Genomic DNA, 26459 nt, shown 5'->3' with positions numbered 1-26459 from the left:
CCGCCGCGCCGGCGACGAGGGTGAACGCCGCGCCCCCGCCCGCACCGTTCACCGCAGGAGGTGGATTCCCATCTGAAACCCACTCGGTACACTCGCGGTGGACGGCGAGGAGGCGAGCGGTGGCACGAGAGGTGCGCGAGCTGGACGCCGGCTGCGCCATCGCGCAGGCCGCGGCGGTGGTCGGCGAGTGGTGGAGCCTGCTCATCGTGCGGGAGGTCAGCCGGGGCCGGCACCGCTTCGACGACCTCCAGGCCGAGCTGGCCATCTCGCGGCGCGTGCTGGCCGAGCGACTCAAGCACCTGCTCGATCACGCCGTGCTGGAGCGCCGCGCGTACCAACGGCGGCCGGTCCGGTACGAGTACCACCTGACCGACGCCGGCCGGGCGCTGGCCCCCGTGCTGATCGGGCTCCAGGACTGGGCCGACCGCTTCGTCCTCGGCGACGGCACCCTCACCGCCGGCGCCTCCCCCACCGGCCCCGAGGCCGCCCGGCTGCGCGCGCTGACCGGGACCTCCGTACCGCATCCCCTCAGCCTGCCCGCGACCGGCGGGGGCGAGCGGGACGTCGTGGCCGCCGACGCGCCCGCCACCGTGATCTTCACCTACCCGGCCACCGGCGCTCCCGGCCGCCCGCCGGAGGACTGGACGCGGATCCCGGGAGCGGCCGGCTGCACCCTGGAGAACCGCCTGTTCCGCGCCTCTGCCGCCGCCTTCGCGCGGGCCGGCGTGGCCCTGCGCGGGGTGAGCACGCAGAGCCCCGACGAGCAGCAGGCGTTCGCCGACGCCGAGGACATTCCGTTCCCGCTGCTGTCGGACGTGGATCTCGCCCTGTGCGCGGCCCTGCGGCTGCCCACGTTCCGCGCCGGGCAGACCCTGCGGCTCAAGCGGGCCGTCGTCGTCGCCGACGCCCACCGGACGATCCACCACGTCATCTACCCGATCGCCGACATCCCCTCGGCGGTCGACGAGGCCCTGCGGCTCGGCGCCGCGCTGGCGGATGCGGGCAGCAGCGCGCCGGCCAGCCGCCGCCAGTAGGGCATCGCCGACTCCCCCGGCCGCACCCCGATCACCTGTACGGTGACGTGGTCGGCGCCCGCGTCGAGATGGCCGTGCAGCTTGCCCGCGATCGTGTCCAGGTCGCCCCAGAAGACGAAGTCGTCCACCAGCCGGTCGCCGCCACCGCCGGAGAGCTCCTCCTCCGAATACCCCAGCCGCCGGAACTTGGCCAGGTTGTACGGCGTGGACAGGTAGGGACGCAGGTGCTCGCGCGCGACCGCCCGGGCCTCGGCCGGGTCGCTCTCGAACAGCACGGGGTGCTCGACCGCGAGGAAGGGCTCGGTGCCGAGGATGCGCCGCGCCTGCTCGGTGTGCGCCACGTTGACGTGATAGGTCTGCGCGCCGGCGGCCCGGTCGCGGGCCAGCTCCAGCATCTTGGGCCCGTACGCGGCCAGGATGCGCCGCATCGGCCCCCGCGGTGCCGGGCCGACCGGCTCCAGCGTGTCCATCTCGTCCAGGTAGGCGGCCATGGCCGCGAGCGGCGTGGTGCCCGGCCGCGGCTCGCCGCCGAAGCCGAGCCCGAGCACGTGCCGGTCCGGGTAGGCGTCGGCGAGCAGCGCCGCGGCCCCGTACGTCCACCGCGCCCCGCGCGACCAGATGCGGGCGACGCCGTTGACCACGCGCAGCCGCCGGGTCGACGCGAGCAGGTAGCCGGCGTGCGTCAGCGCCTCGCGGCCGAGCAGCTCGGGCACCCACACCGCCGGCCAGCCCAGCTCCTCCAGCTCCTGGACCGACTCGCGCACCAGCGCCGCCGGCTGGTGCTCGAAATCAAAGGTGTAGATCCCGAACGTCCCGAGATCCATGCCGTGCATGCCGCTCATCGTGCCTCTCCCCGTTGACCACTTCGCATCAACATATCGCATTATCTCGATGCTAGTGTGCGGGCGGCGCACTGAGGCACCGGTGGATCAGAGCTCGGACGCGCCCCACGAGGTGACCTTGACCGCGTCCCCGACGGCGATGGCGCCGGTCGCGACCACGGAGAACTTGGCGCCGAAGGCCACCCCGCCCTGGGCGGCCCTGCGGTAGCCGGCCAGGGTGCGCAGCGGCTCGTGACCCGCCTTCGTCCCGCTGCCCTGGTCGATCGTGGTGACGACACAGCGGATGGCGATCTTCGCGTAGCCGAGCTCGGCCGCGCCGATCGTGACGGCGTAGGCGCGGTCCTCGGTGTGCGGCTCGTCCCAGCCGTCCACGACGATGTTGGGACGGAACCGGTTGACGGGCAGCGGGCCCTCGCCGCGCGCGGCGAGCCTGTGGTTGAGCTGGTCGAGGCTGGCGCACGAGACGACGAGCACGGCGCCGCTGTCGGCGAACCCCGCCGTGCCGGACGTCCTGCCGCCGGTCACCCGGTCGTGCTCGGGCGGCACCCGGACGAGCCTGCTCGGCTGCCCGAGCACGTGCGAGAGCCAGCGCCCGGCCGCCGGCCCCTGGTCGATGCCCAGATACGGGTTCCCGAACAGCTCCACGCGCTCCCGAGTGCCGCTCACGTCCACGTCGAGGTCCAGATCCTCGATGCCGGGAGCCCGCAGGCGCAGCCGCGCGCCGCCGTCGCCGACCTCGGGGCGGATCAGCGCCATCCGCGGATCGCGGCGCTGGCTCATGAATCCGCCCTCCTCGTTGACGACCATGAAGCTGCGGTCGTACGCGAGGCCGGCGGGTGTGAGCGTCACCTCTTCCGCCGCCACTCCGGCGCATCCTTTGATCGGGTAGTACGTCAGTGCGGTGACGCGTGCTGCCATGCGCTGTTCCTCCGTGGCGAGTCCCGCGCTCGTCCGGTCCCGCCGGGCCGAGGGGGCTCTTTTTCACTTCTGTCCGAGTTCCAGAATGAAACCTACTCGGCCGGGGAACAGCCCGCCAACCGGGAACGAGCCGCATGACGGTGATGCGTGATGCTTGATGCGTGATGCTGGGCCAGACCGGCTCAGCTCGGGGTGCCGGTGGCGGCCTCGGCGGCCTCGGCCAGCTCGGCGTCCCGTTCGCCCTGGCCGGCGTGGGCGTCCAGCTGGGCCTGGTTGCTCTCGGCGCGCGCCAGGTCGCGGTGGCCGGTGGCGAGGATGGCGATGCCGACGAGGATCGCGCAGGCGCCGATGACGAACGGCACGTGCACGTTGTAGTGCTCGGCGAGCTGCCCGGCCGCGAACGGCGCCAGGCCGCCGCCGATGAAGCGCACGAACCCGTACGCCGCCGAGGCCACCGGCCGTTCCACCGGCGCGACCATCATCACGGCCTGGGTGGTCAGCGTGTTGTTCACGCCGATGAAGACGCCGGCCACGATCACGGCGGTGATCAGCACCGGCCGGTTGTCGACGAAGGCGGCGATGACGAAGATGACCACCGCGAACAGGGCGAGATTGCCGTAGAGCGTGCGGGCCAGGCCCAGCCGGCGCTGCAGCCAGGGCGCGCCGGCCACCGAGAAGATCGCCACCATCAGGCCCCAGCCGGTGAAGACGAGGCCGAGCTGGATGGCGTCCAGCTCCATCGGGAAGGGCGCGTAGCCGAGCACCGTGAAGAAGCCCCAGTTGTAGCAGAGGGCCGTCAGGCTCATGATCAGCAGGCCGCGATGGCGCAGGGCCTTGAGCGGGTCGAGCAGGGAGGTTCTGCGCGCGGGTTTCGGCTGCGGGCGTACCAGCAGGACGGTGGCGAGCAGGGCGACGGTCATCAGCACGGCTACGCCGTAGAAGGGGCCGCGCCAGCTGATGTGGCCCAGCGCGCCGCCGAGCAGCGGGCCGATGGCGATGCCCAGGCCGAGCGCGGCCTCGTACAGGATGATCGCGCCGCTGAAGCCGCCGCTGGCGGCGGCCACGATGACGGCCAGGGACGTCGCCACGAACAGGGCGTTGCCCAGCCCCCAGCCCGCGCGGAAGCCGATGATGCCGCCGACGCTGCCGGAGGTGCCGGCCAGCGCGCTGAACACGACGATCAGCACGAGCCCGGCGATCAGCGTCCACTTGGCGCCGATGCGGCTGGACACCCAGCCGGTGATCAGCATCGCGACGGCCATGACGACCAGGTAACTCGTGAACAGCAGCGTCACCTGGCTGGGCGAGGCGTGCAGGTCGGCGGAGATCGCGGGCAGGATCGGGTCGACGAGGCCGATCCCCATGAAGGAGATCACGCACGCGAACGCGACCGCCCAGACGGCCTTGGGCTGACGGAACGGGCTCGGGGCAGGGCTGATGGGGCTGGGGGCGGGGCTGGTCATTCACTCACCTCGGGGGAGGGGACAGCGGGGTCGGCGGGGCCGAAGGCTCGCGCGGTCAGCCGTTCGAGGGCAGGCAGCGCGGCGGCGATGGCGGCGCGGTCTTCCTGGGGCAGCTCCGCCAGCAGCTCGGCCAGCCGCTTGGCCTGGACCGCGCGGCGGCGGGCCAGCTCGGCGCGGCCGTGCCGGGTGATGGCGACCACGACGACACGCCGGTCGGAGGGGTCGGGCTGCCGCTCGGCCAGCGCCTCCCGTTCGAGCCGGGAGACGAGCTGGGTCATCGCGGGCTGCGTGACGCCCTCCATGACGGCCAGGTCGGTGAGCCGGCGTGGGCCCAGGCGTTCCAGGTTGGCCAGCGTGGACAGCGCCGTGATCGACAGGTCCCTGGGGACGTCGAGCAGGCGCATCATCGTCCTGATCCGGGCCAGCCCGACCGCCAGCTCCAGCTCGTCCACGGGCTGAGCAGGGGGATCGACATCCATAAGCAACTTATATCACTGGCTTATGTATGCCTTTACCCCGGGTTGCCCCGCGACCGAGCCCGGGGTGGGCTCAGGCGGCAAGGTGTTCGACGCCGGCGCACCACACGCGCAGGACGTGCTCGGTCGCGGTGATGCCGGCCAGCGGGTCGCCGTCGATGAGGACGAGGTCGGCCCGGCGGCCGGGCTCGACGCTCCCCCGGTCGCCGAGGGAGAAGTGCCGCGCGGGCAGGGACGTCGCCGCGCGCAGCGCCTCGGCGGGGCTCAGCCCGGCCTCGACCAGCAGTCGCAGCTCCTGGTGCAGGCTCGCGCCGTGCTCGACCTGGAAGGGGACGCCGGGCTCGTCGTTGGCGTCGGTCCCGGCCAGAACGGGCACACCGGCCGCGTGCAGAGCCGCCACGGTCGCCGTGCTACCGGCGAAGCCGCCGGGGGCGCCGGAAGCGCGCTGGGCACCGCCAGCACCGTGAGCACCGTGAGCACCGTCAGCGCCTTGGGCGCCGAAGAAGCGGGCGAGGCCCTGCATCATGACCAGGGTGGGGACGGCCACGCGTCCCTCGGCGCGCATGCGGGTCACGTCGGCGGGGTCGGCAGCCGCGCCGCGCGGGCAGTGGGTGATGACGTCGGCGCCGGAGTCGACGGCCATCGTGTACGCCCCGGCGGAGGCGGCGTGCGCGACCACCTGCCGGCCGCGCGCGTGGGCGGCGTCCACGATCGCCTTGGCCACGACGGCCTCCAGGCCGCCCCCGCCGGGCGCCTCCATGATGATCTTGACGTAGTCCGCGCCCTCCGCGATCCGGGCCGCGACCCAGCCCTCCGCCTCGCGGGCGTCCGTGACGACGGCCTCGGGCTCCTTCACCAGCAGGCGGGCGTGCGGTCCCTCGGGCCCGATGGCAGGCAGTCCGGCGCTGCGCAGGTCGGCGGTGCCCGGGGCTCCACGCAGCGAGGCGGACAGCTCCGGCGGCCAGGAGGCCATGTCCAGGCCGGTGGTCACCCCATGGCGGGCCAGCGCGTCCCGGGCGCGGGCGCTGCGGACGTGGACGTGGCCGTCGATCAGTCCGGGAAGCAGGACGGCCCCACGGGCGTCGATCCGCTCGCCCCGCGCCGCCCCGGAGGCGATGAGCCCGTTCTCGACGACGACGGTGGCCGGTTCCGTCAGCCGCCACCCGTCGAAGACCCGCGCGTTGACCAGGGCGAATGCGTTCACGATGGAGCCCTCCTCCATTTAAGGGACAGAATTGTCCTCTAATGAGGTGAGGCTAGTCCCCGGGGAGCTGGCATGTCCAATGCGGGCCGCGCACCCGGGTCGGCTATAACCGGAGGCGTGCTCCCGCATCCCGCCGACGCCACCGATCCTCCGCCCCGCCCCGCCGACGCCACCGGCCCTCCGCCCCGCCCCGCCGACGAACCGGCTCCCGGCTCCGGTGCCGGACCGGCGGGCAGGCCCACCCGGCGGCGGGGTGAGGCGCTGACCAGGGCGATCTACCGGGCCGCGTTCGAGGAGCTGGCCCGGCACGGATACGACGCGCTCGCCTTCGACAAGCTCGCCCCCCGCGCGGGGACCGGCAAGTCGGTCCTCTACCGCCGCTGGTCGAGCCCCGCCGAGCTGCTGCTGGACGCGATGAAGGATCCGGTCGAGGGGTTCGCCGACGCCCCCGTTCCCGACACGGGCACCCTGCGCGGCGACCTGCTCGCCCTGCTGCGCGGGTTGGCCCGCGTGCTCGACGAGCCGCGCGGCCGGGCCATCATCCCGCTGCTGACCGACCGGGGCCGCCCGCCGGAGCTGCACGACGCCGTCCGTTCCCTGGTCATCGTCCGCCACCAGGACATCGTCATCGGACGCCTGCGCGTCGCCGCCGAACGCGGTGAGGCGGATCCGGCGGCGGTGACGCCGCTGGTCGCCTCCGTCGGGCCGCGCATGATCCTGGGCGAGACGATGCACAAAGGGCACGTGAGCGAGGAGGACGTCGTCGCCGTCGTCGACGACGTCCTCCTGCCCCTCACTGCGCCCCGCCATCCGCGCGGCCCGAACCCCTGACCGCGCCCCGCCACCCGCGCGGCCCGAACCCCGGAGGCCTGGTCAGGCCACCCGCGCAGGCCGAACCCCGGAGGCCGGGTCAGGCCGGGCCGCCGCCCAGGCTGATCTCGTTGCCATCGGGGTCCCGGTAGATCACCTTGGTCGCGCCCCCTTCGAACGTCTCCCGCTCCGCGGGCTCGATCCCCCGCCCCGCGACCTCGGCGACCTCCTTGTCCAGGTCGCCGACGTACAGCAGCACCAGGGCGTTCCCCGCCCGTCGCGGATCCTGGACGATGTAGACGTAACGGTGCTCGGCCGTCTCCCACACCGCCTCGATGTCGTTGGGCAGGAACGACGGCGGCCGGCCGAAGAACCGCTCGTACCAGGGCGCCGCCGCCGCGTAGTCGGTGACGGGAATGCCGGCGAAGAGATCCACTGTCAGGTCCTCATCCGTGTGCTGGGCCGATGTGTCACCCGTACCGACCTTCGCGGCGACGAAAACTCATCGCGACCAGGACCAGGCGACGGGCAGGGAGTGCACGCCGAAGATGAGCATCTCGTCCCGCAGCGGCACCTGCCCGGCGGGCACGGCCAGGCGCAGGCCGGGCAGGCGGGTGATCAGCTCGCGCAGGCCGATCCGCAGCTCGACCCGGGCCAGCTGCTGGCCCAGGCACTGGTGGATGCCGTGGCCGAAGGCAAGGTGCGAGGCGCGCGGGCGGAGCACGTCGAACCGGTCGGGTTCGGCCCAATGCCGCTCGTCGCGGTTGACCTCCGGCGTGGCGATCACGACCGTGGCGCCGGCGGGGAGGTCCACGCCGCCCACCGTGACCGGCTCGGTGGTGACCCGGCTGACACCGAGCTGGATGATCGACAGGTAACGCAGCAGCTCCTCGACCGCGTCGTCGATCAGTCCCGGGTCGTCACGCAGGGCGCCGAGCTGGCCGGGGTGCTGGAGCAGCGCGAAGGCGCCCAGGCCGAGCATGTTCGCGGTGGTCTCGTGGCCGGCGCCGAGCAGCACGGTGGCGATGTCGACGAGCTGGGCGTCGGTCAGCGGCGGGTCGGCGTCGTGGATGAGCCCGGACAGTAGGTCGTCGGTGCGACGGGCGCGCTTGTCCGCGACGAGCCGGCGCATGAACGCGTGCAGCGCGGCGCCGGCCTCGGCCCGTGCCTCGGGCGGGGCGGCGGAGTTGAGCGAGACGGCGGTGCGTTCCTGGAACTCGGCCCGGTCGGCGTAGTCCACGCCGAGCAGCTCGCAGATGACCAGCGAGGGCAGCGGCAGGGCGAACGCGGGGACGAGGTCGGCCTCGGTCCCGGCCGCCCGCATCGCCTCGATGTGCTCGACGGCGATCTCCCTGACCCGCGCCTCCAGGGCCCGCATGCGCCGCACCGTGAACTGGCCGGTCAGCAGCCGCCGGATCCGGGTGTGCTCGGGCGGGTCCATGAACACGAAGAGCCCGTCCGCGCGGCTCTCGACAGCGGGCGCCTGAGGCGCCTTACCGGCCGCCAGAGCGGCCACCTCGTCCGGCCGCAGCGACATGGCCTCGCGGTGGCGCAGCTTGTCGGCGCTGAAGCGCGCGTCCGCCAGGACCGTACGGGCCTCCTCGAAGCCGGTCACCAGCCAGGCCGCCGCGCCGTTCGCCAGCGGCAGCGGCTGGACGGCGCCCCGCCCGCGCCGTTCGCGCAGCCCCGACGGCGGATCGAACGGGCAGCCGGCCCGCTCGACCAGGTTCGCGGGCAGGATCCTGCGCGCCGCCGTGGGATTGGCGGTGCGGGGCTCCTCGGTCAGGCTGTTGTCGGTCATCGGCACGTCCTGTTCCCGGGCGGGCCGCTTCCCGGCCCGCCCGTCCGGCGAAGGCGCAATCGTACCGAAACTACATGGCGCGCATCATTGCATAACGTGCATATTTTGCGCGTGGTTCAGGGGGTCCGCTGCGGGCCCGTCCCGCGGTGCTGGAGCAGCATGAGCGCGATGTCGTCTGCGCGGTGCCTGGTGTGGGGCGCGTGGTCGAGCAGGGCGTCGGTGAGGTGTTCGAGGGGTTCGTCGCAGGCGCGGGTGAGGTGCGCGGCGAGCCCGCCGATGGCCTCGTCGAGGTCGGTCCCCGGCGCCTCGACCAGGCCGTCGGTGTAGAGGGCCAGGACGGCGCCGGGCGGGAACGGCGTCTGCACGGTGGGATAGTCGGCGTCGGGATCGATGCCGAGCAGCACGCCGGGCGGCACGTCGATGACCTCGGCGGGCATGCTCGGCGGGCGCAGCAGCGGCGGCAGGTGCCCGGCGTTGGCCGCGCAGAGCGTGCGCAGCCGCAGGTTGACGTAGACGAGCAGGCAGCTGGTGAACAGGTCGGCGCGCAGGTCGATGAGCAGGCGGTTGGTGTGCATGAGCACGTCGCCGGGGCCGGCGCCGGTGGCGGCGTAGGCGTGGATGGCCGTGCGGACCTGGCCCATGAGCGCGGCGGCGGTCATGTTGTGTCCCTGGACGTCCGCGATGACCGCGGCGGCGGTGGTGTCGTCGAGCCGGACGAGGTCGTAGAAGTCGCCGCCGACGCCGACGCCCCGCGTGGCGGGCACGTAGCGGGCGGCCACCTCCAGCCCGGCGATCTCGGGCAGGCTGCCGGGCAGCAGGGAGGTCTGCAGGGTGTGGGAGAGCCGGTCCTTGGTGTCGTAGACGAGGGCCCGGTCGAGCGCCGGCCCCATCATGCCGGCCAGGGCGGTGAGCGTGGCGCGCTGCTCGGGGGTGAAGGGATGGGGATGGTCGAAAGCGAGCACGCAGCAGCCGAAGATGTCGTCGGAGACGGCCAGCGGCAGGAACGCCCAGGCTTCCATCGGATCGTCGCGCCCCAGCTCGGGATAGAGCTCCCCCAGCTCGCTCCAGCCGCCCGCGAACAGCGGCTCGCCGCTGCGCAGGACCTGCGCCACTGGTGTGGGCGAGTGCAGGGGCAGCCCGTCGAACTGGTGGAGCACACCGGCCGGATATCCGTGGGAGCCGACGATCCGCATCCGGCCGCCCTCGGCGATCACGATCGCCATGGCCGTGGCCCGGAACACCGGCATGACGTGGTCGGCGATCAGGTCGACGGCTTCGCGTACGTTCAGGGCCCGGGTCAGGCCCGCCACCATGTGCAGGAAGTTGTAGTAGACGTCCACCCGGTGCATCCCCGCCGCGCCGGCGGAGGGATCGCGCGGGTAGGCGTTGGCCGGGTCGTCCTGCGCGGCCGGGGTGATGCGCAGGCTGATGCCCGACGGGTCGGGATAGAGCCAGAACCGCAGCTCACGGCCGTCGGGATGACGGGCGGTGCACCACGTGAGCTCCTGGCTGACCACCGCGGCCCGGCAGCGGTCCTCGAAGACGGGGTCCTTCAGCCACGCCGCCACCTCCCACAGCGGTTTCCCGCGCAGTTCGGCCAGGTCGGTGCCGAGCAGGGCGGCCGCGGTCGCGTCGGCGAAGGTGATGACGCCGTCCAGGTTGAGCGCGACGCAGGCGCCGCGCAGCCGGTCGAGATAGCCGGCCATGGCGGCGTGCGGCTCCGGCATCAGGGCCCGCCCCTGCGGCAGGACGCGCGGCTCCCCGGCGGGCTCCAGCGCATGCCCGCTGTCGGCCGCCTGCGCGAGCAGGGTGGCCATGTTGTGGGCGGCGGCCTCGACGGCCTCCCGCTCGGCGGCGGCGAGCTCGGCCGGCCGCGAGGCCGGCCAGAGCAGGACCAGCGCCCCCCACAACCGCGGCCCGTCGCACAGGGGAACGGCGACGCACGCGAACCGGTACGGCAGCGCCAGGGCCGACCCGGGGAACCTGGCCGCCATCTCCTGGCGGTCGGGCACCCAGATCAGCCGGCGCCTCCGGACCGCCGCGGCCACCGGCGCGCTCGCGTTCGTCCTGATCCTGGTCCACGGCTTGACGATCTGGCCGGGCAGGCCGATCTCGGCCTCCATCAGCAGGACCCGCTCCCCGTTGTCCATCACATCGCCGGGCACGCCGCCGGGCACGTCCCCGGGCACGTCGCCGGGCGGGGAGAGCAGGTAGATCGCGCCGATGTGCGCCATCGTGTCACGGACGACCCGGGCCAAGGCCTCGTCCAGCCCCGCCGTGTACGGCCGGATCCGCTCATCAGCGCGGCTCCGCACGCGCTACCTCGTTCCGTCCTGCGCTGTCGTCGATGCCGTACCCGTTGGAGCTGTCATGGGTTCAATCGTAGGGAGCGGTGTCCGGGACGAGACCCACCGTTGCCACATCTTGGCGACGGACTTGCAGGAATATGGCCCTTTGTCACCAATCCGGCGTAGGGCCCTTGGGGCGCGGATCCGGGGGTGCGGTGGAGCGGCGGGTGACGAGGGTAGGGGTGACCGAGAAGCGCACCGCGGCGGTGCGCCCGCCGATGCGTTCGAGCAGCAGCCGGCCCGCCGTCCGCCCCATCAGCGCGCCGTCCTGGTCGACGCTGGTCAGCGCGATGTGCGCGAGCCCGGTCACGCGGGCGTTGTCGTAGCCGGCCACGGAGATGTCGCCGGGGACGGTCAGGCCGGCCTCGTGGACGGCCGCGAGGGCGCCGAAGGCGGCCTGGTCGGAGCCGGCGAAGATGGCGGTGGGGCGCGGGTCGCGCGACAGCAGCTCGCGGGTGCCCTCGTAGCCGCCCTCCTCGGTGTAGGAGGTGCTGGCCACGGCGATGTGCTCGGCCAGGCCGTGCTCGGTCATCACCCGTTCGTAGGTGGCCGCCCTGATGGTCTGCAGCAGGGCGGTCGAGCGGCTCCTGAGGGAGTCGGTGATGTGCGCGACGCGCCGGTGGCCCAGCCCGATGAGGTGCTCGACCGCCAGTTCGGCCCCCACCTCGTCGTCGTCGAGGACGCAGTCGTAGCGGGAGGAGCGGTCGTGGCGGCCGAGCACGACGAGCGGGGTGTCGTCGGCCAGCTGTTCCAGCTGCGCCCTGGCGCAGGCGGGGGCGACCCAGAAGACGCCGTCCACCTGCCGGTCCACCAGCGCGTCGCTCGCGCGCCGCTCCGCGGCGGGGTCGCGGCCGCCGCTCTGCACCATGATGGCCTGGTATCCGCTGGCGGAGATCTCCTCCGTCAGTCCGTCGATGATGTCGGCGAAGAACGGGTTCCTGATGTGCGGCAGCAGCACGCCGATGGTGAAGGTGCGCCCGCGCATGGCGCGGGCCGCGTTGTGCGGGCGGTAGCCGAGATCGTCGATGGCGGCCCGCACCTTGGCGCGCATCGCCTCGCTGACACCGCTGGCGTTGCGCAGCACCTTCGACACCGCCGTGGTGGACACCTGGGCGTGCCTGGCCACGTCGGTGATCGTCACCCTGCGCTGCCGGTCCCGTGTGACCATGTGCCGCCTCTCGCTCGACCAGACGCCGCTCGATTGTACGAGCCCCGCACCACCTCCACCTGGGATGGGTAACGTTACCCATCCGGCCTCGCCAAACCTTCAACATGCCCGCGATGACAAGGATGTCGATCGGGGACCGTTCCCCATCCGAGTCTTGACGACCCGCCACGTAACGCTTACGTTAACTCCCATCGGGGGACGTTTAAAACGTTTCAACGAACCCGGAGGGGCGTTGTGAAGACCTCGCACCGCATGGCGGGAGCGGCCCTGGCCGTTCTCACGATGACGGCCCTGACCTCGTGCGGCTCCGGCTCGAGCGGCGGTTCAGGACCGGCCGAAGACGGCTCGGTCACGCTGAAGTTCCTCGTCGACAACAGCCTCGGGACCACCGCCACCGCCAAGGCGCTCACGGACGCCTTCATGCGGGCCAACCCCAAGATCAAGATCGAGACGGAGACGCGGCCGGGAGGCAGCGAGGGCGACAACATCGTCAAGACCCGCCTCTCCACGGGCGACATGTCGGATGTGTTCTGGTACAACTCGGGCTCGCTGCTCCAGGCGCTCAACCCCGCGCAGACCATGGTCGACCTCACCGGCGACCCGGTGCTGGCCGGCGTGCGGAAGGACTACCTGCCGGTGGTAAGCCAGGAGGGCAAGGCGTACGGCGTCCCGGCCGGCACGCTGACCGGCGGCGGCATCCTGTACAACCGCAAGATCTACGAACGGCTCAAGCTGGAGGTCCCCACGACCTGGGCCGACTTCATGGCCAACAACGAGAAGATCAAGGCGGCCGGGATCACCCCGGTGATCGGCACGTTCAAGGACACCTGGACCTCGCAGCTGTTCGTGCTCGGCGACTTCTTCAACGTGCAGGCGGCGGTGCCGGGCTTCGCCCGCGACTACACCGCCAACAAGGTCAAGTTCGCCGGCACGCCGGCCGCGCGAGCCGGGTTCGAGCACCTGGCCGAGGTGCACGCCAAGGGCTACCTGAACGAGGGCTTCGGCTCGGCGACCAACGACCAGGGCGTCAAGATGCTGGCCGAGGGCAAGGGCGCGCACTACGCGATGCTCAGCTCCGCCCTGCCGCCGGTGATCGCCACGCTGCCGCAGGCGGCCACGGACGTCGGCTTCTTCGGCATCCCGGGCACCGACGCGGCCCGCAACGGCGCCACGGTCTGGGAGCCGGCCGCCGTCTACATCGCCAGGACCAGCGAGAACGTGGAGGCGGCCAAGAAGTTCCTGGCCTTCGTCGCCTCGCCGCCGGCCGCCGAGGCGGTCACCGCGGCCGTCCCGCCGACCGGGCCGTACCGGATCACGGGCGCCGAGCTGCCCGATGACGCCATCCAGGCCGCCAAGGACCTGCAGACCTACGTCGACCAGGGCGCCACGGCGCCGGCGCTGGAGTTCGTCTCGCCGGTCAAGGGCCCGTCACTGGAGCAGATCACCGTCGCGGTCGGCTCCGGGCTGACGCCGCCCGCCGAGGGGGCCGCCCAGTACGACAAGGACGTGGAGAAGCAGGCCAAGCAGCTGGGTCTCGCGGGGTGGTGACCAGCCAGCACGCCGGACCCCGTACGGGGTCCGGCCCGGCCAGGGCCCCCGGCCGCGCCTCGCGCCGCCGCGACGCGGCCTACCCGTACGCGCTGTACCTGCCCGCCGCCGTCGTCTTCGGGGTCGTCTTCCTGGTGCCGACGGCCATGGCCTTCTACTTCGCGCTCACCCGGTGGACGTTGTTCGACAGCACGTTCGTCGGCCTGGACAACTTCCGCGACTTCCTGGCCGAGCAGAACCTCAGCATCGGCTTCGGCAACACGCTGTTCTACGCGGTGCTCACCAGCGGGCTGAAGGTCGTCCTCGGGCTGCTGCTGGGCGTGCTGCTCACCTCGCGGCTGCGGCTGCGCGGCTTCCTGCGCTCGGTGGTGTTCTTCCCGACGCTGGTCTCCACGGTCGCCGTGGGCATCACCTTCAGCATGCTGCTCAAGCCGGACACGGGCCTGGTGAACGAGGCCCTGGCCGTGGTGGGCGTGGACGGGCGCGACTGGCTCGGCGACGCCCCCACGGCGCTGCTGTCGGTGGCGCTGGTGGACGTGTGGAAGGGCGTGGGCCTGGCCACCGTCATCTACATCGCCGGCATCATGTCGATCCCGGCCGAGTACTACCAGGCCGTGGCGGTGGACGGGGGCGGCGCCTGGCACCGCTTCCGGCACATCACGCTGCCGCTGAGCCGGCCGGCCACGTACTCGGTGATCATCCTGTCGTTCATCGGCGGGCTGCGCTCGTTCGACCTCATCTGGACGATGACCCGCGGCGGGCCCGGCTTCACCAGCGACACCATCGCCTCGATCATCTACAAGCAGTACCAGGCCGGCTTCTTCGGCCTGTCCACCGCGGGCAACGTGCTGCTCTTCCTCGTCGTCACGGTCATCGCCGTGCCGCTCAACCATTTCCTCGGCAAGAGGCAGGTGGCCGCATGAGGGCGCTTCGCCGGCTGGGCGCGGAGACGCTCACGCTGGTCCTGGCCACGGTGATCTTCCTGGTCCCGTTCGCGTTCATGCTGCTGACCGCGGTCAAGGACCAGACGCAGGCCACCGACCTCGACTTCGCCTGGCCGACGAGCTGGCCGATCGTCGAGAACTTCGTCGCCGTGGTGGAGGCGCGCGACTACGTGCTGCTGCGCGCCTACGTCAACAGCACCGTGATCACCGTCGCCTCCGTGGCGCTGCTGGTCGTCTTCGCCTCGATGGCCGCGTTCGTGCTGCAGCGCCGTCCGGGCCGGGTGTCCAGGGTGGCCGGCTTCCTCGTGCTGTCGGGGCTGATCATCCCGCCGGCGGTCGTGCCGACCATCTGGCTGCTGCAGGCGCTCGGTCTGTTCAAGACGCTGCCGGGGATGATCCTGGCCGAGGTGGCCTTCCACCTGTCGTTCGCGATGCTGCTGTTCCGGGCGTTCATCGCGGCGATCCCGCGCGAGCTGGACGAGGCCGCCCAGATCGACGGCTGCGGCGGCCTGCGGCTGTTCTTCCGCGTCGTCTTCCCGCTGCTGCGGCCGGTCACCATCACCGTCGTCCTGGTCAGCTCGGTGAACATCTTCAACGACTTCGTCAACCCGCTCTATCTGCTGCCCGGCGACGAGAACGCCACCGTGCAGGTCACGCTCTACAACTTCCAGAGCCAGTACAACACCCAGTGGAACCTTTTGTTCATGGACATCGTGCTCATCACGATCCCGCCGCTGCTGCTGTTCGTCTTCTTCAACCGCAAGATCGTCGCCGGTATGACCGCCGGCGCCGTCAAGGGCTAAGGAGCGCCTTGCCACACGTCAGCACACCCACGTTCGAACACCACGACGACCTTCTCGGCATCGGCGAACCCGCGCCCCGCCTGTCCTGGACCGTGACCACCGAGCTGCCCGGGTGGCGGCAGGCGGCGTACGAGATCGAGCTGAGCGACGGCACCGCCACCGGCCGGGTCGAGTCGCAGGACTCGGTGCTCGTGCCCTGGCCGGGCGCGCCGCTGAGGTCGCGCGAGCGGCGCGGCGCGCGGGTGCGCGTCCACGGCGCCGACGGCTCGGCCGGCGCGTGGAGCGACTGGTCCTACGCGGAGGCCGGGCTGCTGGATCCGGCCGACTGGCGGGCGTGCGCCGCCGCGCCGCCCCTTGAGCTGCTGGGCGAGCCCGACGGGCCCGCGCCGCTGCTGCGCCGCGGCTTCGCCGTCCGCGGCCCGGTCGAGCGGGCCCGCCTGTACGTCACCGCGCACGGCACGTACGAGATCGAGCTCAACGGCCGCGTGGTCGGCGACGACGTGCTCGCCCCCGGCTGGAGCACTTACGGCCACCGGCTGCTCTACCGCACCCACGACGTGACCGGCCTGCTGCGCGAGGGCGGCAACGCCCTCGGCGCCACCCTGGCCGACGGCTGGTACCGGGGCCGCCTCGGCTTCAACGGCGGCAGGAGCGGCGTGTACGGCGACCGCACCGCGCTGATCGCGCAACTGGAGATCACCTACGCCGACGGCACCACGGACGTGGTGGCCACCGACGGCTCCTGGCGCTGCGCGGCCGGTCCCGTCACGGCCGCGAGCCTGTACGACGGCGAGCACCACGACGCCCGCCTGCTCCCGGCCGGCTGGTCGGAGCCCGGCTTCGACGACTCCTCCTGGCTGCCCGCCGACGTGCTCCCCCACGACGCCGCCCGGCTCGTCGCCCCCACCGGCCCGCCCATCCGCAGGACCGAGACGCTGCGCCCGGCCGCGATCCTGACCGGCCCGTCCGGGGAGACCATCCTCGACTTCGGCCAGAACCTCGCCGGCCGCCTGCGCGTGCGCGTCCAGGGCCCCGCCGGGCACACGATCACCCTGCGCCACGCCGAGGTCCTGGAGGACGGCGCGCTCGCGGTGCGGCCGCTGCGCGGCGCCGCCGCGCTCGACCGGTACACGCTGCGCGGCGACGGCCCTGAGACGTACGAGCCGCGCTTCACCACGCACGGCTTCCGCTACGCCCAGATCGACGACTGGCCGGGCGAGCTGGACCCCGGCGACGTCGAGGCGGTCGTCTGCCACACCGACATGCGCGCCATCGGCGACTTCGCGTGCTCCGACCCGCTGCTCAACCGGCTGCACGACAACGTGCGGTGGAGCATGCGCGGCAACTACGTCGGCCTGCCCACCGACTGCCCGCAGCGCGACGAGCGGCTCGGCTGGACCGGCGACATCCAGGTCTTCGCCCCTGCCGCCGCGTTCCTCTACGCCTGCGCGGGGCCGCTGACGTCGTGGCTCGCCGACCTGGCGGCCGACCAGTCGGAAGCGGGCACCGTGCCGCACTACGTGCCGTGGGTGGAGCTGAAGCCCGGCCTCACGCCCGCCGCCGCCTGGGGCGACGCGGCCGTGCTCGTCCCATGGGTGCTCTACGAGCGCACCGGCGACCTGGGCGTGCTGGCCGCCCAGTACGCGAGCATGACCGCGTGGGTGGACCAGATCGCCACCCTCACCCACGACCATCTGTGGGACGAGGGCTTCCAGTTCGGCGACTGGCTCGACCCCGCCGCTCCCCCGGACCACCCCGGCCGGGCCCGTACCGACCACGCGCTCGTCGCCACCGCCTGCCACGCCTGGTCGGCCCGCGTCCTCGCCCGCGCGGCGGAGCTGCTCGGCCACGCCGGCGACGCCGCCCGCTACACCGCCCTCGCCGACGAGGTGCGGGCGGCCTTCCGCCGCGAGTTCGTCACCCCGTCGGGCCGGCTGGCCTGCGACACCCAGACCGCCTACGCCCTCGCCCTGCACCTGGACCTGCTCGACGGGCCCGGGCAGCGCGAACGGGCCGGGCGGCGGCTGGTCGAGCTGGTCGCCGCCGACGGCCACCGCATCGGCACCGGCTTCGTCGGCACCCCGCTCGTCTGCGACGCCCTGTGCTCCGTCGGCGCCTACGACACGGCCTATGCCCTGCTGACGCAGCGCGAGTGCCCGTCGTGGCTGTATCCGGTGACCATGGGCGCCACCACCGTCTGGGAACGCTGGGACAGCATGCTTCCCGACGGCCGCGTCAACCCGGGCGAGATGACCTCCTTCAACCACTACGCCCTGGGCGCGGTGGCCGATTTCCTGCACCGCACGGTGGCCGGCCTGGCCCCGGCCGAGCCCGGCTACCGGCGCCTGCGCGTCGCGCCGCGTCCCGGGGGCGGGCTGACGCACGCCTCGGCCCGGCTCGACACGCCGTACGGGCCGGCCGCGGTCTCCTGGACCTTGGACGGCGGCACGCTGACGGTCACGGCCACCGTGCCGCCGGGCACGTCGGCGCTGGTGGAGCTGCCGGGGGCGGAACCGCGGGAGGTGGGGGCGGGCACCCACACGTTCGTGGGCTGACGGCCCGGCGTCAGGCGCGGTGGTACTGGGCGGGGGCGGCGACCTCGCCGCCGAGCTCCCCGGCGGCGCGGCGGGCCCAGTACGGGTCGCGCAGGAGCTCGCGGCCGAGCAGCACCGCGTCCGCCCGGCCCGAGGCGACGATCTCCTCGGCCTGGGCGGGCTCGGTGATCAGCCCGACCGCCGCCACGGGCATGCCGACCTCGTCGCGGACCCGCTGGGCGAAGGGCACCTGGTAGCCGGGGCCGGTCACCACCTTGGCGCCGGGGGCGTTGCCGCCGCTGGAGACGTCCAGCAGGTCGACGCCGCGGGCGTGAAGGTGCTTGGCGAAGCGTACGGTGTCGTCGGCCGTCCAGCCGTCGCGCCCGTCCTCGGGGTTCTCGGTGAGCCAGTCGGTGGCGGAGACGCGGAAGACCACGGGCAGGTCCTCGGGCCACACCGCGCGGACGGCGTCCACGACCTCCAGGGCGAGGCGGATCCGGTTCTCGAACGAGCCGCCGTACCCGTCGGTGCGGTGGTTGCTGTGCGGGGAGAGGAACTCGTGGATGAGGTAGCCGTGGGCGCCGTGGATCTCGGCGACCTCGAACCCGGCCGCGAGCGCCCGCCGGGCGGCCTCGGCGAACTGCCCGACGACCGCGCCGATGCCGTCCGCGGTGAGTTTGCGCGGCGTCGCCGACTCCGGGCCGAAGGGGACGGCGCTGGGGCCGATCGGGGTCCAGGCGTGCGGCTCGCCGGGCTTGAGCGGGCGGCCCTGGTCGACCCAGGTGCGTTCGGTGGACGCCTTGCGCCCGGCGTGGGCGAGCTGGATGGCCGGGACCGAGCCCTGCGTCTTCAGGAACGCGGTGATGCGGCGGAAGGCGTCCACCTGAAAATCGTTCCAGATGCCGAGGTCGTAGGGTGAGATGCGGCCTTCAGGGCTGACGGCGGTGGCCTCGGTCATGACCAGCCCGGTGCCGCCGGAGGCGCGGGCGCCCAGGTGGACGAGGTGCCAGTCGGTGGGCGCGCCGGCCGTCTCCCCCTCGGGCGCGGCACTGTACTGGCACATCGGGGCCATCCAGATCCGGTTGGGGATGGTCAGCGCCCTGAGGTCGTAAGGGGTGAACAGGGAGGCCACGGAGATGCTCCTCGTCTGAAGCCAGTTGTCATTTACTTGCACACGCCTTCTATTTATATCTGCGACTAGCCGCGCACGCAATTTCCCCCGCTCGTGGCCGGAAAAGCGCGAGTCGCTATCTTGGCCCTGTGATCCGCGCTGTGGTGCTCGATGTCGACGACACGCTCTGCCTCACCGAGGCCGCCTGCTTCGAACTGGAGAACGACGTGCTCGCCCGCCTCAGCCGGGAGCCGATGTCCCGGGACGCCCACGTGGCCACGTGGGGGCAGCCTCTGCTCCAGGCGATGCCGCAGCGCTCGCCCGGCCTCGACCTCGACGCCTTCGCCGCCGTCTATCCGCAGGTGCTCAGGCAGTACGTGGCGGCCGGCCGGCTGGACGTCGTCGCGCCGGAGAACCTCAGGGCCCTCGACGAGCTCGCCGCCGCCGGCCGCGCCCTCATGCTGCTGACCTCGCGCACCGAGGCGGAGATGGAGCACCTGATGGCGCCCGGCCACGCGCTGGCCGGGCGGATCGCCGCCGTCTACCACGCCGGCAACGTCCGCTTCGGCAAGCCCGACGCCCGCGCCTTCGACGAACTGCTGGCCGCCACCGGCCTGGACCCCCGCCAGTGCCTGTACGTGGGCGACTCCCCCGGCGACGCCCAGGCCGCCAACGGCGCGGGCCTGCGCTTCGCCGCCTGCATGCAGAGCGGCCTGCGCCGGCGCGCGGACTTCGGCCCGCACCGCGTGGACGCCTTCATCGACGCCTTCCCCGAGGTGGTGAACGCGGTCGCCCTCCTGGAAGACGGCTGCGATCATCGTACGGATGGAGGAGAACTGCGTCTTCTGCGAGATCACCGCTGACCGCGCTCCCGCCTACCGGGTGCTGGAGGACGAGCACGCGGTGGCGTTCCTGACCATCGCCCCCGCCGCCCCCGGCCACACGCTGGTCGTACCGCGCGAGCACGCCCGGGACCTGTGGGACCTGCCGGAGGCCGCCTTCACCGAAGTGGCCCGGCTGGCGCATCGCGTGAGCGCCCTGCTGCGGGTGGCGCTGGCCCCGGACGGGATGTCCGTCACGCACGCCACCGGGCAGGCGGCGGGGCAGGAGGTCTTCCACTTCCACGCCCACGTCGTCCCGCGATGGCACGGCGACGACGCCCGGGTGATGTGGAACTGCCGCCGCGCTTCGCCGCGAGAGCTGCGGGAGGTGCTGGAACGGGTCGGCGCGGCGCGGGGCCGCTAGCGCTCGGGGCGCTCCGGGTTGCACTGTGCAACTTTTGCATATTGCTATGAACGAGGCTCATCTCTCCCACGTATCTCTTGGTGACCAGCGCCGCAGGACGGCCCCATCCCCGACTCCCGGAAGAGGTGGCGGTGCATGCGAATCCGCCGAAGCCGTCGCGTAACCATCGTCTGTGGTCTCGGCCTGCTCTGCTCGACGAGCGCCTGCGCCACCTACACGCCGACGCCCGTCTCGGACGTGGCCGCCATCAGCACCGCCACCGCCGGCATCACCGCGGAGCCTGACGACCCGGCCTCCTCTCCCGCCGAGAACGCCGAGAACGCCGAGGAGGAGAAGCAGGCCGCGACCCGGCAGACGGAATGGGGTCCCCTGTCGGAGGCCGACCAGGAGCTCGTCCGCAAGGTGCGGCTGGCCAGCCTGTGGGAGATGCCCATCGCGCAGGACGCGGTGCAGCGGGCCAGTATCACCAAGGTCCGCGAGGCGAGCAAGACGATCGCGTCCCAGCACCACACCCTCGACCGCCAGGTACGGGAGGTGGCCGCGAAGCTGGAGATCAAGCTGCCGGTGAAGCCCACGACGCAGCAGCAGTCCTGGATGTCCGACATTTCCAGCAAGTCGGGGGCGCAGTACGACGCCACGTACGTCAAATGGCTGCGTCTGGCCCACGGCCAGATCTTCGGCCTGATCGGCGCGGTCCGCGGCAGCACCCAGAACACGCTGATCCGCCGCTTCGCCGAGCAGTGCAACAGCGCGGTGCTCAACCACCAGCGCCTGCTGGAGAGCACCGGCCTGACCACCCCGGCGAGCTTCCCCTCCCCGCCCGCCACCTGACGCGGCTACCGCTGCAGCCGCACCTCGGCGTCAGCGGGATTCTCGCAGGAACGGGACTGCGCGTCGGCGCAGACGTATTCCCCCGACGACAGCATCAGCACGATGCCCATCATGAAGACGGCACAGGTCAGCAGCATCAGCATGAGCCACACCTGGAGAGCGCCGTCCCGCCCGTGAGGCCCCCGCCTGCGCGCGGAGGATCCGGACAGCAACGCGTCGAGTTCGGGATCCTCCCTCGACAGGCGCGCGTCCATCTCCTCGAGTGCGCGGCTTTCCTCTCCGGAAAGGCCCATGTCTCACATCCCTCGGCGGCCGGTGACTGACCATTCTCAACCGCACTCAGCATGACGCATGAAACGAACCTTGCACACTGCAATAAAGCTGTGATCCTCGGCGCGGGTCAGGCGTGCTCCCAGACGTACTCGGCGACCTGGGCATGGGTGGCGTACCAGACGCCGTCGTGCGCGGAGATGTGCTCGACCAGCTCGCTCAGCGCGGCCATCCGGGAGCGGTGACCGATGACGTGCGGGTGCATGGTGAGCTGGAACAGGCCGCCCTCTTCGAAGGCGGCGTCGAACTCGTCGCGCCAGATCCCGGCCAGCTGCCGGGGCGGCGTGTGCGGCCGGCTCCCCGGTTGACGGTCCATCGTCAGGTACGGCGCGTCGTCCCTGATCCACTCGACCGGGATCTCCACCACGCCGGTCGGCTCACCCTCGGCCAGCAGCTCGTACGGCTCGTCGTCGGCCATGAGCGAGGAGTCGTAGCGCAGGCCCAGCTCGCGGGTGATGGCGAGGGTGTGGTCGGAGAAGTCCCACGACGGGGTGCGCAGGCCCACGGGGCGAGTGCCGGAGAGCCGTTCCAGGGTGTCGGCGGCGCGCAAGGCCAGCTCGCGCTCGTCGGCCGGGGTGAGCAGCAGGTTGCGTTCGTGGATCCAGCCGTGCAGGGCGACCTCGTGGCCGGCGGCGACGTAGTCGCGCACTTCGCCGGGGTGCAGCAGTGCCGAGACGGCCGGCACGAAGAACGAGGCGGGGATGCGGTGGCGTTCCAGCAGGCGCAGGATGCGCGGGGCGGCGGCGCGGGAGCCGTATTCGCCCTGGGAGAGCCGGCCCGGCCGGGTCTCGCCGTCGCGCAGGGGGAGCGTCTCATGGTCGGAGTCGAAGGAGAGGGCCACGGCGACGCGGGCGCCGCCGGGCCAGGTGCGGGGGCGCAGGCTCCGGCCGGCCCGCACCCGCTCGACGTGGCCGCGCCAGGTGGGCTCGTCCCACTGCCAGGGCTGCTGTCCGGTCATGACGGGGTCTCCGTTCGTGGGGGGGCTCAGGCGCGTTCGAGCATCGTGAGCTGGAGGGTGACGTCGTCGGGGCCGACGATGACGATATCCCCATAAATCCGGCGAACTTCACCAAAGGGGACGGGTGCTGCATCCGTGCGGGATCCACCTGGCACGCCCTTCTCCTGCCGATCACCCCCGTCACGCTTTTCCGGAATTCAGGTCGGCGTTGTGCCGCGTGCCGGCCCTCGGCCACCGGTAAAAGCGAATTGTCGCCGCCGACTTTCCAGCGGCGGACAGTAGCGCGCCCTTCGAGCAGGGAACAACGAGCTGGTCAAGCCAGGCCGGGCACCACCTCCCGCCATGAAGGACGCCATTTCGCGTGGCATTCTTTCCACGCGACATCACGACGGAAATGGCGGCTCCAGTCCCCCGAATTGCGGAAAGCCCTCTCCTGACCGCGAATTCGCCTCGAACTACAATCGCTGGCGTGAGAAGGAACCTGCCCCGCCGGTGGGCGTGCCTCGTCCTGGGCGGGGCGCTGCTGATGCCGTACATGATGGTCGGGGTGCTGCTCTCGGGCCTGGTGCACGGCCGGCCGGCCGACGTGCTGCTGCCCCTTGAGGTGGGCGTGTTCGTCGCGATGCTGCCCGTGGTGGCCGTGACCGGGCTGTTCCTGCCGGTGCGGGCGCTGGAGCTCAACGCGGCGCAGGGCCTGCTCGGGGCGCGGGTGGAGACGCCGCCGCGGCAGGCGGGCAGGTCCTGGCAGGAACGGCGGCGCACCGCCGCCTGGTTCACGCTGCACCTGGGCGTCGGGGGCGTGGTCAGCGGCTGCACGCTGGCGATCGTGCCGTTCACGATGTTCACGCTCGTGCTGCCGTTCACCGGGGGAACGAGGATGCTCGGCATGGACGTCGGCCCCGGCTGGCCCGCCGTGGGCTGGGCGCTGGCCGGGCTGGCGCTGCTGGCGGCGCTGGTCGTCCTCGCGGCGGGCGCGGGTGAGCTGCTGGCCAGGCTGGCGCCCGTACTGCTCGGCCCCACCCCCGCCGAACGGCTGGCCGCCGCCGAGGAGCGGGCCAGGACGCTGGCCGAGCGCAACCGGCTGGCCCGCGAGCTGCACGACTCGGTGGGGCACGCGCTCAGCGTCGTCACCTTGCAGGCCGCCGCCGCGGGAAAGGTGCTCGACCGCGACCCCGGCACGGCCAGGACCGCGCTGGCCGCGATCGAGCACTCGGCCCGCGCCGCCCTGGAGGACTTGGACCACGTCCTCGGCGTCCTGCGTCACGAGGCGCTGGGCGAGGGCGCGCTTGACGGGGAGGCGGGCCGGCGCGGGCCGCAGGCGACGCTGGCCGATCTCGGCGCGCTCGTGGACGCCTCGGGGGCCGAGGTGCGCCAGGACGTGGGCGATCTGTCGGGAGTGCCGGCCATGGTGTCGCGGGAGGCGTACCGGATCCTGCAAGAAGCCCTGACCAACGCGATCAGGCACGGCCACGGCCCCGTGCGCCTGACCGCCGCCGTCGAGGACGGCAAGCTGTGCCTGGAGGTCGCCAACGACGGCCGCCGCGCCGGCACGTCCCTGACCGGAGGCAGAGGCGTGGCGGGCATGCGCGAGCGAGTACGGCTGCTGCGCGGCGACCTCCAGGCGGGCCCCACGGAAGGCGGATGGCAGGTCACCGCCCGCCTCCCGCTACGGTCGAGCGCATGACACTCAGAGTCGTGATCGCCGACGACGAGGCCCTCATCCGGGCCGGTCTGCGCGTCATCCTCGACGCCGAGCCGGACCTCACCGTGGTCGGCGAGGCCGCCGACGGCGCCGCGGTGGTGCCCGTGGTCCGCCGCGAGCGACCCGACGTCGTCCTCATGGACGTGCGCATGCCCGCCCTCGACGGCATCCGCGCCACCGAACGGCTGATGGCGCTCGACGAGCCGCCCAAGGTGCTGGTGGTGACCACGTTCGAGAACGACGATCACGTCTACGACGCGCTGCTGGCCGGCGCCAGCGGCTTCCTGCTCAAACGCACGCGACCGGACGACCTGGTCCAGGCCGTACGACTGGTCGCGTCGGGCGAGTCGCTGCTGTTCCCCGCCGCGATCAGGCGGCTGGCGGGCCGCCGCGCCCCGAGCCGATCCCCCGGCCGCGCGCCCGGCATCGACCGGCTGACCGGCCGCGAGGGCGACGTGCTGCGCCTGATGGCCAAGGGCCTGTCCAACCACGAGATCGCGACGGACCTGGTCGTCAGCCAGGAGACGGTCAAGACGCACGTGGGCAACGTGCTGGCCAAACTGGGCGCCCGCGACCGCACGCAGGCCGTGATCGCCGCCTACGAGTCGGGCTTCGTCTCCCCGTCCGAGCAGGGGTGACGCGTCCGGTCAGGGACGGATGCCGCCGCGCCGCATGAGCTCGGCGACGGGCAGGACGGTCGCCTCCGCCGCGCTCAGCCCGGTGGCGGCCAGCGCCCGGTCCACCAGGTTCAGGCCCACCGCATATCCCGACATGTCGGGAATGCCGCGCGGTTCCTGCCCGAAGCGCCGCATGGCGCTGTCACCCAGCACGTACGCCGACGTGTGCTGCATCCCGGCCAGATCGAAGTCCGCCATGATCAGCTCGTACGCCCGGTCGAACTCCTCCCCCGTCACCATCGACGACCACGGCCCCATCGCCTCGGCCCCCGACAGTTCCCTGACGAACGCCTCGGCCAGCCCCTCGGCCACCACGTGCTCGCCGACGGTCACCGTGGCCGGGTTCCACTCGACGTTGGTGTAGCGCACGTTGTGGTGGAACTCGTGCACCGCCAGGTGGCAGATCCGCCCGAGCACCTCCTCCGACGGCCAGGCCAGCAGGTAGAGCCAGCCGGGCGCGCCACCCATGCCGTAGTAGCCGCCGGCCGTCGTCATCAGGTGCTCGTTGTCCGGGTTGCCCATCATGAACATGATCTGCAGCGAGTCGGCCTGCTTGGCCGCGTGCAGCCGCTCGGAGGCCCGTTCCAGCTCCCGGCGCACCTGCCCGAGCACGTCGGTCTCGATCATGCGCCGGACGGCGGGCAGGTAGCGCGGGTCGTCGGTGTCGACCAGGAAGCCGCCACCCTGCTGGTGGATGTCGACGATGTCGCCGGGCATCGGGATCACCTCGCGGATGGGCGCCAGCACCTCCCGCAGCAGGCCGGGCCGCCGCTCCAGCGGCTGCTCCAGCAGCTCGGCCATCGCCGTCAGCGTGTCGTGAACGATGAATTCCATGCCGGCGACGCTAAAGCCTCACGTTACGTGAGACTCAAACCCATTAACCGAGCCGTCACAGCGGCGCCTCGTCCCCCGGATCCTCCCCGGGCGAACGGCCAGGCGTGCTCGGCCCGCTCTGGCTCGGCGAGGGCGACTGCGACGGCGAGGGCTGCGGCATCGGCGTCTCCGGCGTCGGCGGCGGCGTCGGCACGAACACCGTGGGCGGCAACTGCCTCGGCTGCGGCTCGCTGTCGCGCCGCCCGAACAGCATCACCAGCAGGATGGCCGTCACCAGCAGGAGCAGCAGCACCAGGGTCAGCGCCGCCAGCAGCACCCGCTTGCGCGTCTCGGTCAGCGGCCGCGGCGGGCGCCCGGGACCGGGCAGCGCGGGCGCGCGGTCGGTCAGCCAGTACGGGACGAAGTCGGGCCCATGGGCCGCCCCGATGAACGTCCCGCCCACCATGACCGGCTCAAGGAACCACTCGGCCCCCGGCTGCCCCGGCGCGTAAGGCACCGCCACCCACGGCGCCCGCCCGCCCTCATAGGCCAGCACCTCCGGCGCGCCGTCCAGCACCGCGCCCCGCGAGCGCCCAGGACGCCCCAGCCGGCCGCGCAGCCCGGAACGCTCCCGCCCGCCGGCCTCCCTGATCGCGGTGACGAACCGGTCGCGCGCCGCGGCGTCGTACGCGGCCCCCCTGGTCAGCACGGCCAGCGACACGGCACGCCCGTCGGGCGACTGCGCCAGGTAGACGAACCCGGCGGGAGCCGCGTGCAGGCGCGCCTGCACCACGTAGGGACCGAGCCCGGGCGGATCACCGTACTGCAGGGGACTTGCCACGTTTGCCATGAAAGCACAGACGTGGCGTCGTGCACGTTTGCGGCGCGTTTGGTGGAAT

At 72.6% G+C, this 26459-nt stretch carries 25 protein-coding genes; 11 read left to right on the top strand and 14 right to left on the bottom strand.

Annotated elements, in window-relative coordinates:
- Positions 1–119: 119 nt before the first annotated feature.
- Positions 120–1034, top strand: coding sequence for a winged helix-turn-helix transcriptional regulator (locus tag AB0C27_RS13660; protein WP_357842611.1), 915 nt, complete (start codon positions 120–122; stop codon positions 1032–1034).
- Here the strand turns inward: AB0C27_RS13660 and AB0C27_RS13655 are convergent.
- The 5 genes from AB0C27_RS13655 to AB0C27_RS13635 form a co-directional block, all read right to left on the bottom strand.
- Positions 932–1876, bottom strand: a complete 945-nt coding sequence (locus AB0C27_RS13655) for a TIGR03620 family F420-dependent LLM class oxidoreductase (RefSeq protein WP_357842608.1) — start codon at positions 1874–1876, stop codon at positions 932–934. The genes AB0C27_RS13660 and AB0C27_RS13655 overlap by 103 nt on opposite strands.
- Positions 1877–1963: 87 nt before the next feature.
- Positions 1964–2794, bottom strand: coding sequence for an MOSC N-terminal beta barrel domain-containing protein (locus tag AB0C27_RS13650; RefSeq protein ID WP_357842605.1), 831 nt, complete (start codon positions 2792–2794; stop codon positions 1964–1966).
- A gap of 182 nt (positions 2795–2976) precedes the next feature.
- Positions 2977–4257, bottom strand: a complete 1281-nt coding sequence (locus AB0C27_RS13645; RefSeq protein WP_357842601.1) for an MFS transporter — start codon at positions 4255–4257, stop codon at positions 2977–2979.
- Complete coding sequence (locus AB0C27_RS13640) at positions 4254–4736, bottom strand: MarR family transcriptional regulator (RefSeq protein ID WP_357842598.1); 483 nt, start codon at positions 4734–4736, stop codon at positions 4254–4256. Before AB0C27_RS13640 ends, AB0C27_RS13645 begins: the two co-directional genes overlap by 4 nt.
- A gap of 70 nt (positions 4737–4806) precedes the next feature.
- The gene (locus tag AB0C27_RS13635) at positions 4807–5937 is read right to left on the bottom strand and encodes an amidohydrolase family protein (RefSeq protein WP_357842595.1); all 1131 of its coding nucleotides are present in this window, start codon (positions 5935–5937) and stop codon (positions 4807–4809) included.
- A 117-nt stretch (positions 5938–6054) separates the two neighbouring features.
- Here AB0C27_RS13635 and AB0C27_RS13630 point away from each other — a divergent pair, with 117 nt between their 5' ends.
- Complete coding sequence (locus AB0C27_RS13630) at positions 6055–6768, top strand: TetR/AcrR family transcriptional regulator (protein WP_357842592.1); 714 nt, start codon at positions 6055–6057, stop codon at positions 6766–6768.
- A 79-nt stretch (positions 6769–6847) separates the two neighbouring features.
- Here the strand turns inward: AB0C27_RS13630 and AB0C27_RS13625 are convergent, their stop codons facing one another.
- The 4 genes from AB0C27_RS13625 to AB0C27_RS13610 all read right to left on the bottom strand — a co-directional run bounded on the left by AB0C27_RS13625 (position 6848) and on the right by AB0C27_RS13610 (position 12064).
- Positions 6848–7183, bottom strand: coding sequence for a VOC family protein (locus AB0C27_RS13625; protein ID WP_346114930.1), 336 nt, complete (start codon positions 7181–7183; stop codon positions 6848–6850).
- A 66-nt stretch (positions 7184–7249) separates the two neighbouring features.
- A complete protein-coding gene (locus tag AB0C27_RS13620) occupies positions 7250–8548 on the bottom strand; it encodes a cytochrome P450 (RefSeq protein WP_357842589.1) in 1299 nt (432 codons plus the stop codon).
- A gap of 116 nt (positions 8549–8664) precedes the next feature.
- On the bottom strand, positions 8665–10863 hold the full coding sequence (locus AB0C27_RS13615) for a SpoIIE family protein phosphatase (RefSeq protein ID WP_357842586.1): 2199 nt from the start codon (positions 10861–10863) through the stop codon (positions 8665–8667).
- A gap of 142 nt (positions 10864–11005) precedes the next feature.
- Positions 11006–12064, bottom strand: coding sequence for a LacI family DNA-binding transcriptional regulator (locus tag AB0C27_RS13610; RefSeq protein ID WP_357842583.1), 1059 nt, complete (start codon positions 12062–12064; stop codon positions 11006–11008).
- Positions 12065–12298: 234 nt separating this feature from the next.
- On the opposite strand from AB0C27_RS13610, the gene AB0C27_RS13605 reads away from it, so the two are divergent.
- Genes AB0C27_RS13605 through AB0C27_RS13590 form a run of 4 tightly spaced genes read left to right on the top strand, consistent with a single transcriptional unit; the run spans position 12299 to position 17914 of the window.
- Positions 12299–13612, top strand: coding sequence for an extracellular solute-binding protein (locus tag AB0C27_RS13605; protein WP_357842580.1), 1314 nt, complete (start codon positions 12299–12301; stop codon positions 13610–13612).
- The gene (locus AB0C27_RS13600) at positions 13609–14535 is read left to right on the top strand and encodes a sugar ABC transporter permease (RefSeq protein WP_357842577.1); all 927 of its coding nucleotides are present in this window, start codon (positions 13609–13611) and stop codon (positions 14533–14535) included. The genes AB0C27_RS13605 and AB0C27_RS13600 overlap by 4 nt, the downstream gene beginning before the upstream one ends.
- Positions 14532–15359 carry a carbohydrate ABC transporter permease gene (locus tag AB0C27_RS13595; protein ID WP_357842574.1) on the top strand — a complete coding sequence of 276 codons (828 nt, stop codon included), beginning with the start codon at positions 14532–14534 and terminating at the stop codon, positions 15357–15359. Before AB0C27_RS13600 ends, AB0C27_RS13595 begins: the two co-directional genes overlap by 4 nt.
- Positions 15360–15367: 8 nt before the next feature.
- The gene (locus AB0C27_RS13590) at positions 15368–17914 is read left to right on the top strand and encodes a glycoside hydrolase family 78 protein (RefSeq protein ID WP_357842571.1); all 2547 of its coding nucleotides are present in this window, start codon (positions 15368–15370) and stop codon (positions 17912–17914) included.
- A gap of 10 nt (positions 17915–17924) precedes the next feature.
- Here AB0C27_RS13590 and AB0C27_RS13585 read toward each other — a convergent pair whose 3' ends face one another.
- Positions 17925–19025, bottom strand: a complete 1101-nt coding sequence (locus AB0C27_RS13585) for an NADH:flavin oxidoreductase/NADH oxidase (RefSeq protein WP_357842568.1) — start codon at positions 19023–19025, stop codon at positions 17925–17927.
- Between the two features lie 128 nt (positions 19026–19153).
- Between AB0C27_RS13585 and AB0C27_RS13580 the strand changes: the two genes are divergently transcribed.
- From AB0C27_RS13580 to AB0C27_RS13570, 3 genes are all read left to right on the top strand, one after another.
- Entirely contained in the window at positions 19154–19867 is a 714-nt protein-coding gene (locus AB0C27_RS13580; protein WP_357842566.1) for an HAD hydrolase-like protein, read from the top strand.
- Entirely contained in the window at positions 19830–20249 is a 420-nt protein-coding gene (locus AB0C27_RS13575) for an HIT domain-containing protein (protein WP_357842563.1), read from the top strand. The genes AB0C27_RS13580 and AB0C27_RS13575 overlap by 38 nt, the downstream gene beginning before the upstream one ends.
- A gap of 135 nt (positions 20250–20384) precedes the next feature.
- Positions 20385–21080 carry a DUF4142 domain-containing protein gene (locus tag AB0C27_RS13570; RefSeq protein ID WP_357842560.1) on the top strand — a complete coding sequence of 232 codons (696 nt, stop codon included), beginning with the start codon at positions 20385–20387 and terminating at the stop codon, positions 21078–21080.
- Between the two features lie 5 nt (positions 21081–21085).
- Here the strand turns inward: AB0C27_RS13570 and AB0C27_RS13565 are convergent, their stop codons facing one another.
- The gene (locus AB0C27_RS13565; RefSeq protein ID WP_357842557.1) at positions 21086–21373 is read right to left on the bottom strand and encodes a DUF3040 domain-containing protein; all 288 of its coding nucleotides are present in this window, start codon (positions 21371–21373) and stop codon (positions 21086–21088) included.
- 107 nt (positions 21374–21480) lie between these two features.
- Positions 21481–22368, bottom strand: a complete 888-nt coding sequence (locus tag AB0C27_RS13560) for a polysaccharide deacetylase (RefSeq protein WP_357842554.1) — start codon at positions 22366–22368, stop codon at positions 21481–21483.
- Positions 22369–22837: 469 nt separating this feature from the next.
- Here AB0C27_RS13560 and AB0C27_RS13555 point away from each other — a divergent pair, with 469 nt between their 5' ends.
- Both AB0C27_RS13555 and AB0C27_RS13550 read left to right on the top strand, forming a co-directional pair.
- The gene (locus tag AB0C27_RS13555) at positions 22838–24052 is read left to right on the top strand and encodes a histidine kinase (RefSeq protein ID WP_357842551.1); all 1215 of its coding nucleotides are present in this window, start codon (positions 22838–22840) and stop codon (positions 24050–24052) included.
- On the top strand, positions 24049–24708 hold the full coding sequence (locus AB0C27_RS13550) for a response regulator transcription factor (protein ID WP_357842548.1): 660 nt from the start codon (positions 24049–24051) through the stop codon (positions 24706–24708). Before AB0C27_RS13555 ends, AB0C27_RS13550 begins: the two co-directional genes overlap by 4 nt.
- Positions 24709–24717: 9 nt before the next feature.
- Here AB0C27_RS13550 and AB0C27_RS13545 read toward each other — a convergent pair whose 3' ends face one another.
- Both AB0C27_RS13545 and AB0C27_RS13540 read right to left on the bottom strand, forming a co-directional pair.
- Positions 24718–25581 (bottom strand): DUF2268 domain-containing putative Zn-dependent protease, encoded by an 864-nt coding sequence (locus tag AB0C27_RS13545; protein WP_357842545.1) that lies wholly within the window; start codon positions 25579–25581, stop codon positions 24718–24720.
- A 55-nt stretch (positions 25582–25636) separates the two neighbouring features.
- Positions 25637–26410, bottom strand: coding sequence for a hypothetical protein (locus tag AB0C27_RS13540; RefSeq protein WP_357842542.1), 774 nt, complete (start codon positions 26408–26410; stop codon positions 25637–25639).
- Positions 26411–26459 lie beyond the last annotated feature (49 nt).

Origin of the sequence: Nonomuraea sp. NPDC048882 (genome assembly GCF_040649755.1) — a bacterium.
Lineage (GTDB): Bacteria > Actinomycetota > Actinomycetes > Streptosporangiales > Streptosporangiaceae > Nonomuraea > Nonomuraea maheshkhaliensis.
This window is presented reverse-complemented; position numbering and strand designations above follow the sequence as displayed.

Bases quoted from the DNA above. Each gene is read 5' to 3' on its own strand.
- AB0C27_RS13560 (WP_357842554.1), bottom strand. From the start codon at position 22,368: ATGACCGGACAGCAGCCCTGGCAGTGGGACGAGCCCACCTGGCGCGGC.
- AB0C27_RS13540 (WP_357842542.1), bottom strand. From the start codon at position 26,410: ATGGCAAACGTGGCAAGTCCCCTGCAGTACGGTGATCCGCCCGGGCTC.
- AB0C27_RS13610 (WP_357842583.1), bottom strand. From the start codon at position 12,064: ATGGTCACACGGGACCGGCAGCGCAGGGTGACGATCACCGACGTGGCC.
- AB0C27_RS13550 (WP_357842548.1), top strand. From the start codon at position 24,049: ATGACACTCAGAGTCGTGATCGCCGACGACGAGGCCCTCATCCGGGCC.
- AB0C27_RS13595 (WP_357842574.1), top strand. From the start codon at position 14,532: ATGAGGGCGCTTCGCCGGCTGGGCGCGGAGACGCTCACGCTGGTCCTG.
- AB0C27_RS13640 (WP_357842598.1), bottom strand. From the start codon at position 4,736: ATGGATGTCGATCCCCCTGCTCAGCCCGTGGACGAGCTGGAGCTGGCG.
- AB0C27_RS13565 (WP_357842557.1), bottom strand. From the start codon at position 21,373: ATGGGCCTTTCCGGAGAGGAAAGCCGCGCACTCGAGGAGATGGACGCG.
- AB0C27_RS13545 (WP_357842545.1), bottom strand. From the start codon at position 25,581: ATGGAATTCATCGTTCACGACACGCTGACGGCGATGGCCGAGCTGCTG.
- AB0C27_RS13655 (WP_357842608.1), bottom strand. From the start codon at position 1,876: ATGAGCGGCATGCACGGCATGGATCTCGGGACGTTCGGGATCTACACC.
- AB0C27_RS13645 (WP_357842601.1), bottom strand. From the start codon at position 4,257: ATGACCAGCCCCGCCCCCAGCCCCATCAGCCCTGCCCCGAGCCCGTTC.
- AB0C27_RS13650 (WP_357842605.1), bottom strand. From the start codon at position 2,794: ATGGCAGCACGCGTCACCGCACTGACGTACTACCCGATCAAAGGATGC.
- AB0C27_RS13570 (WP_357842560.1), top strand. From the start codon at position 20,385: ATGCGAATCCGCCGAAGCCGTCGCGTAACCATCGTCTGTGGTCTCGGC.
- AB0C27_RS13620 (WP_357842589.1), bottom strand. From the start codon at position 8,548: ATGACCGACAACAGCCTGACCGAGGAGCCCCGCACCGCCAATCCCACG.
- AB0C27_RS13575 (WP_357842563.1), top strand. From the start codon at position 19,830: ATGGAGGAGAACTGCGTCTTCTGCGAGATCACCGCTGACCGCGCTCCC.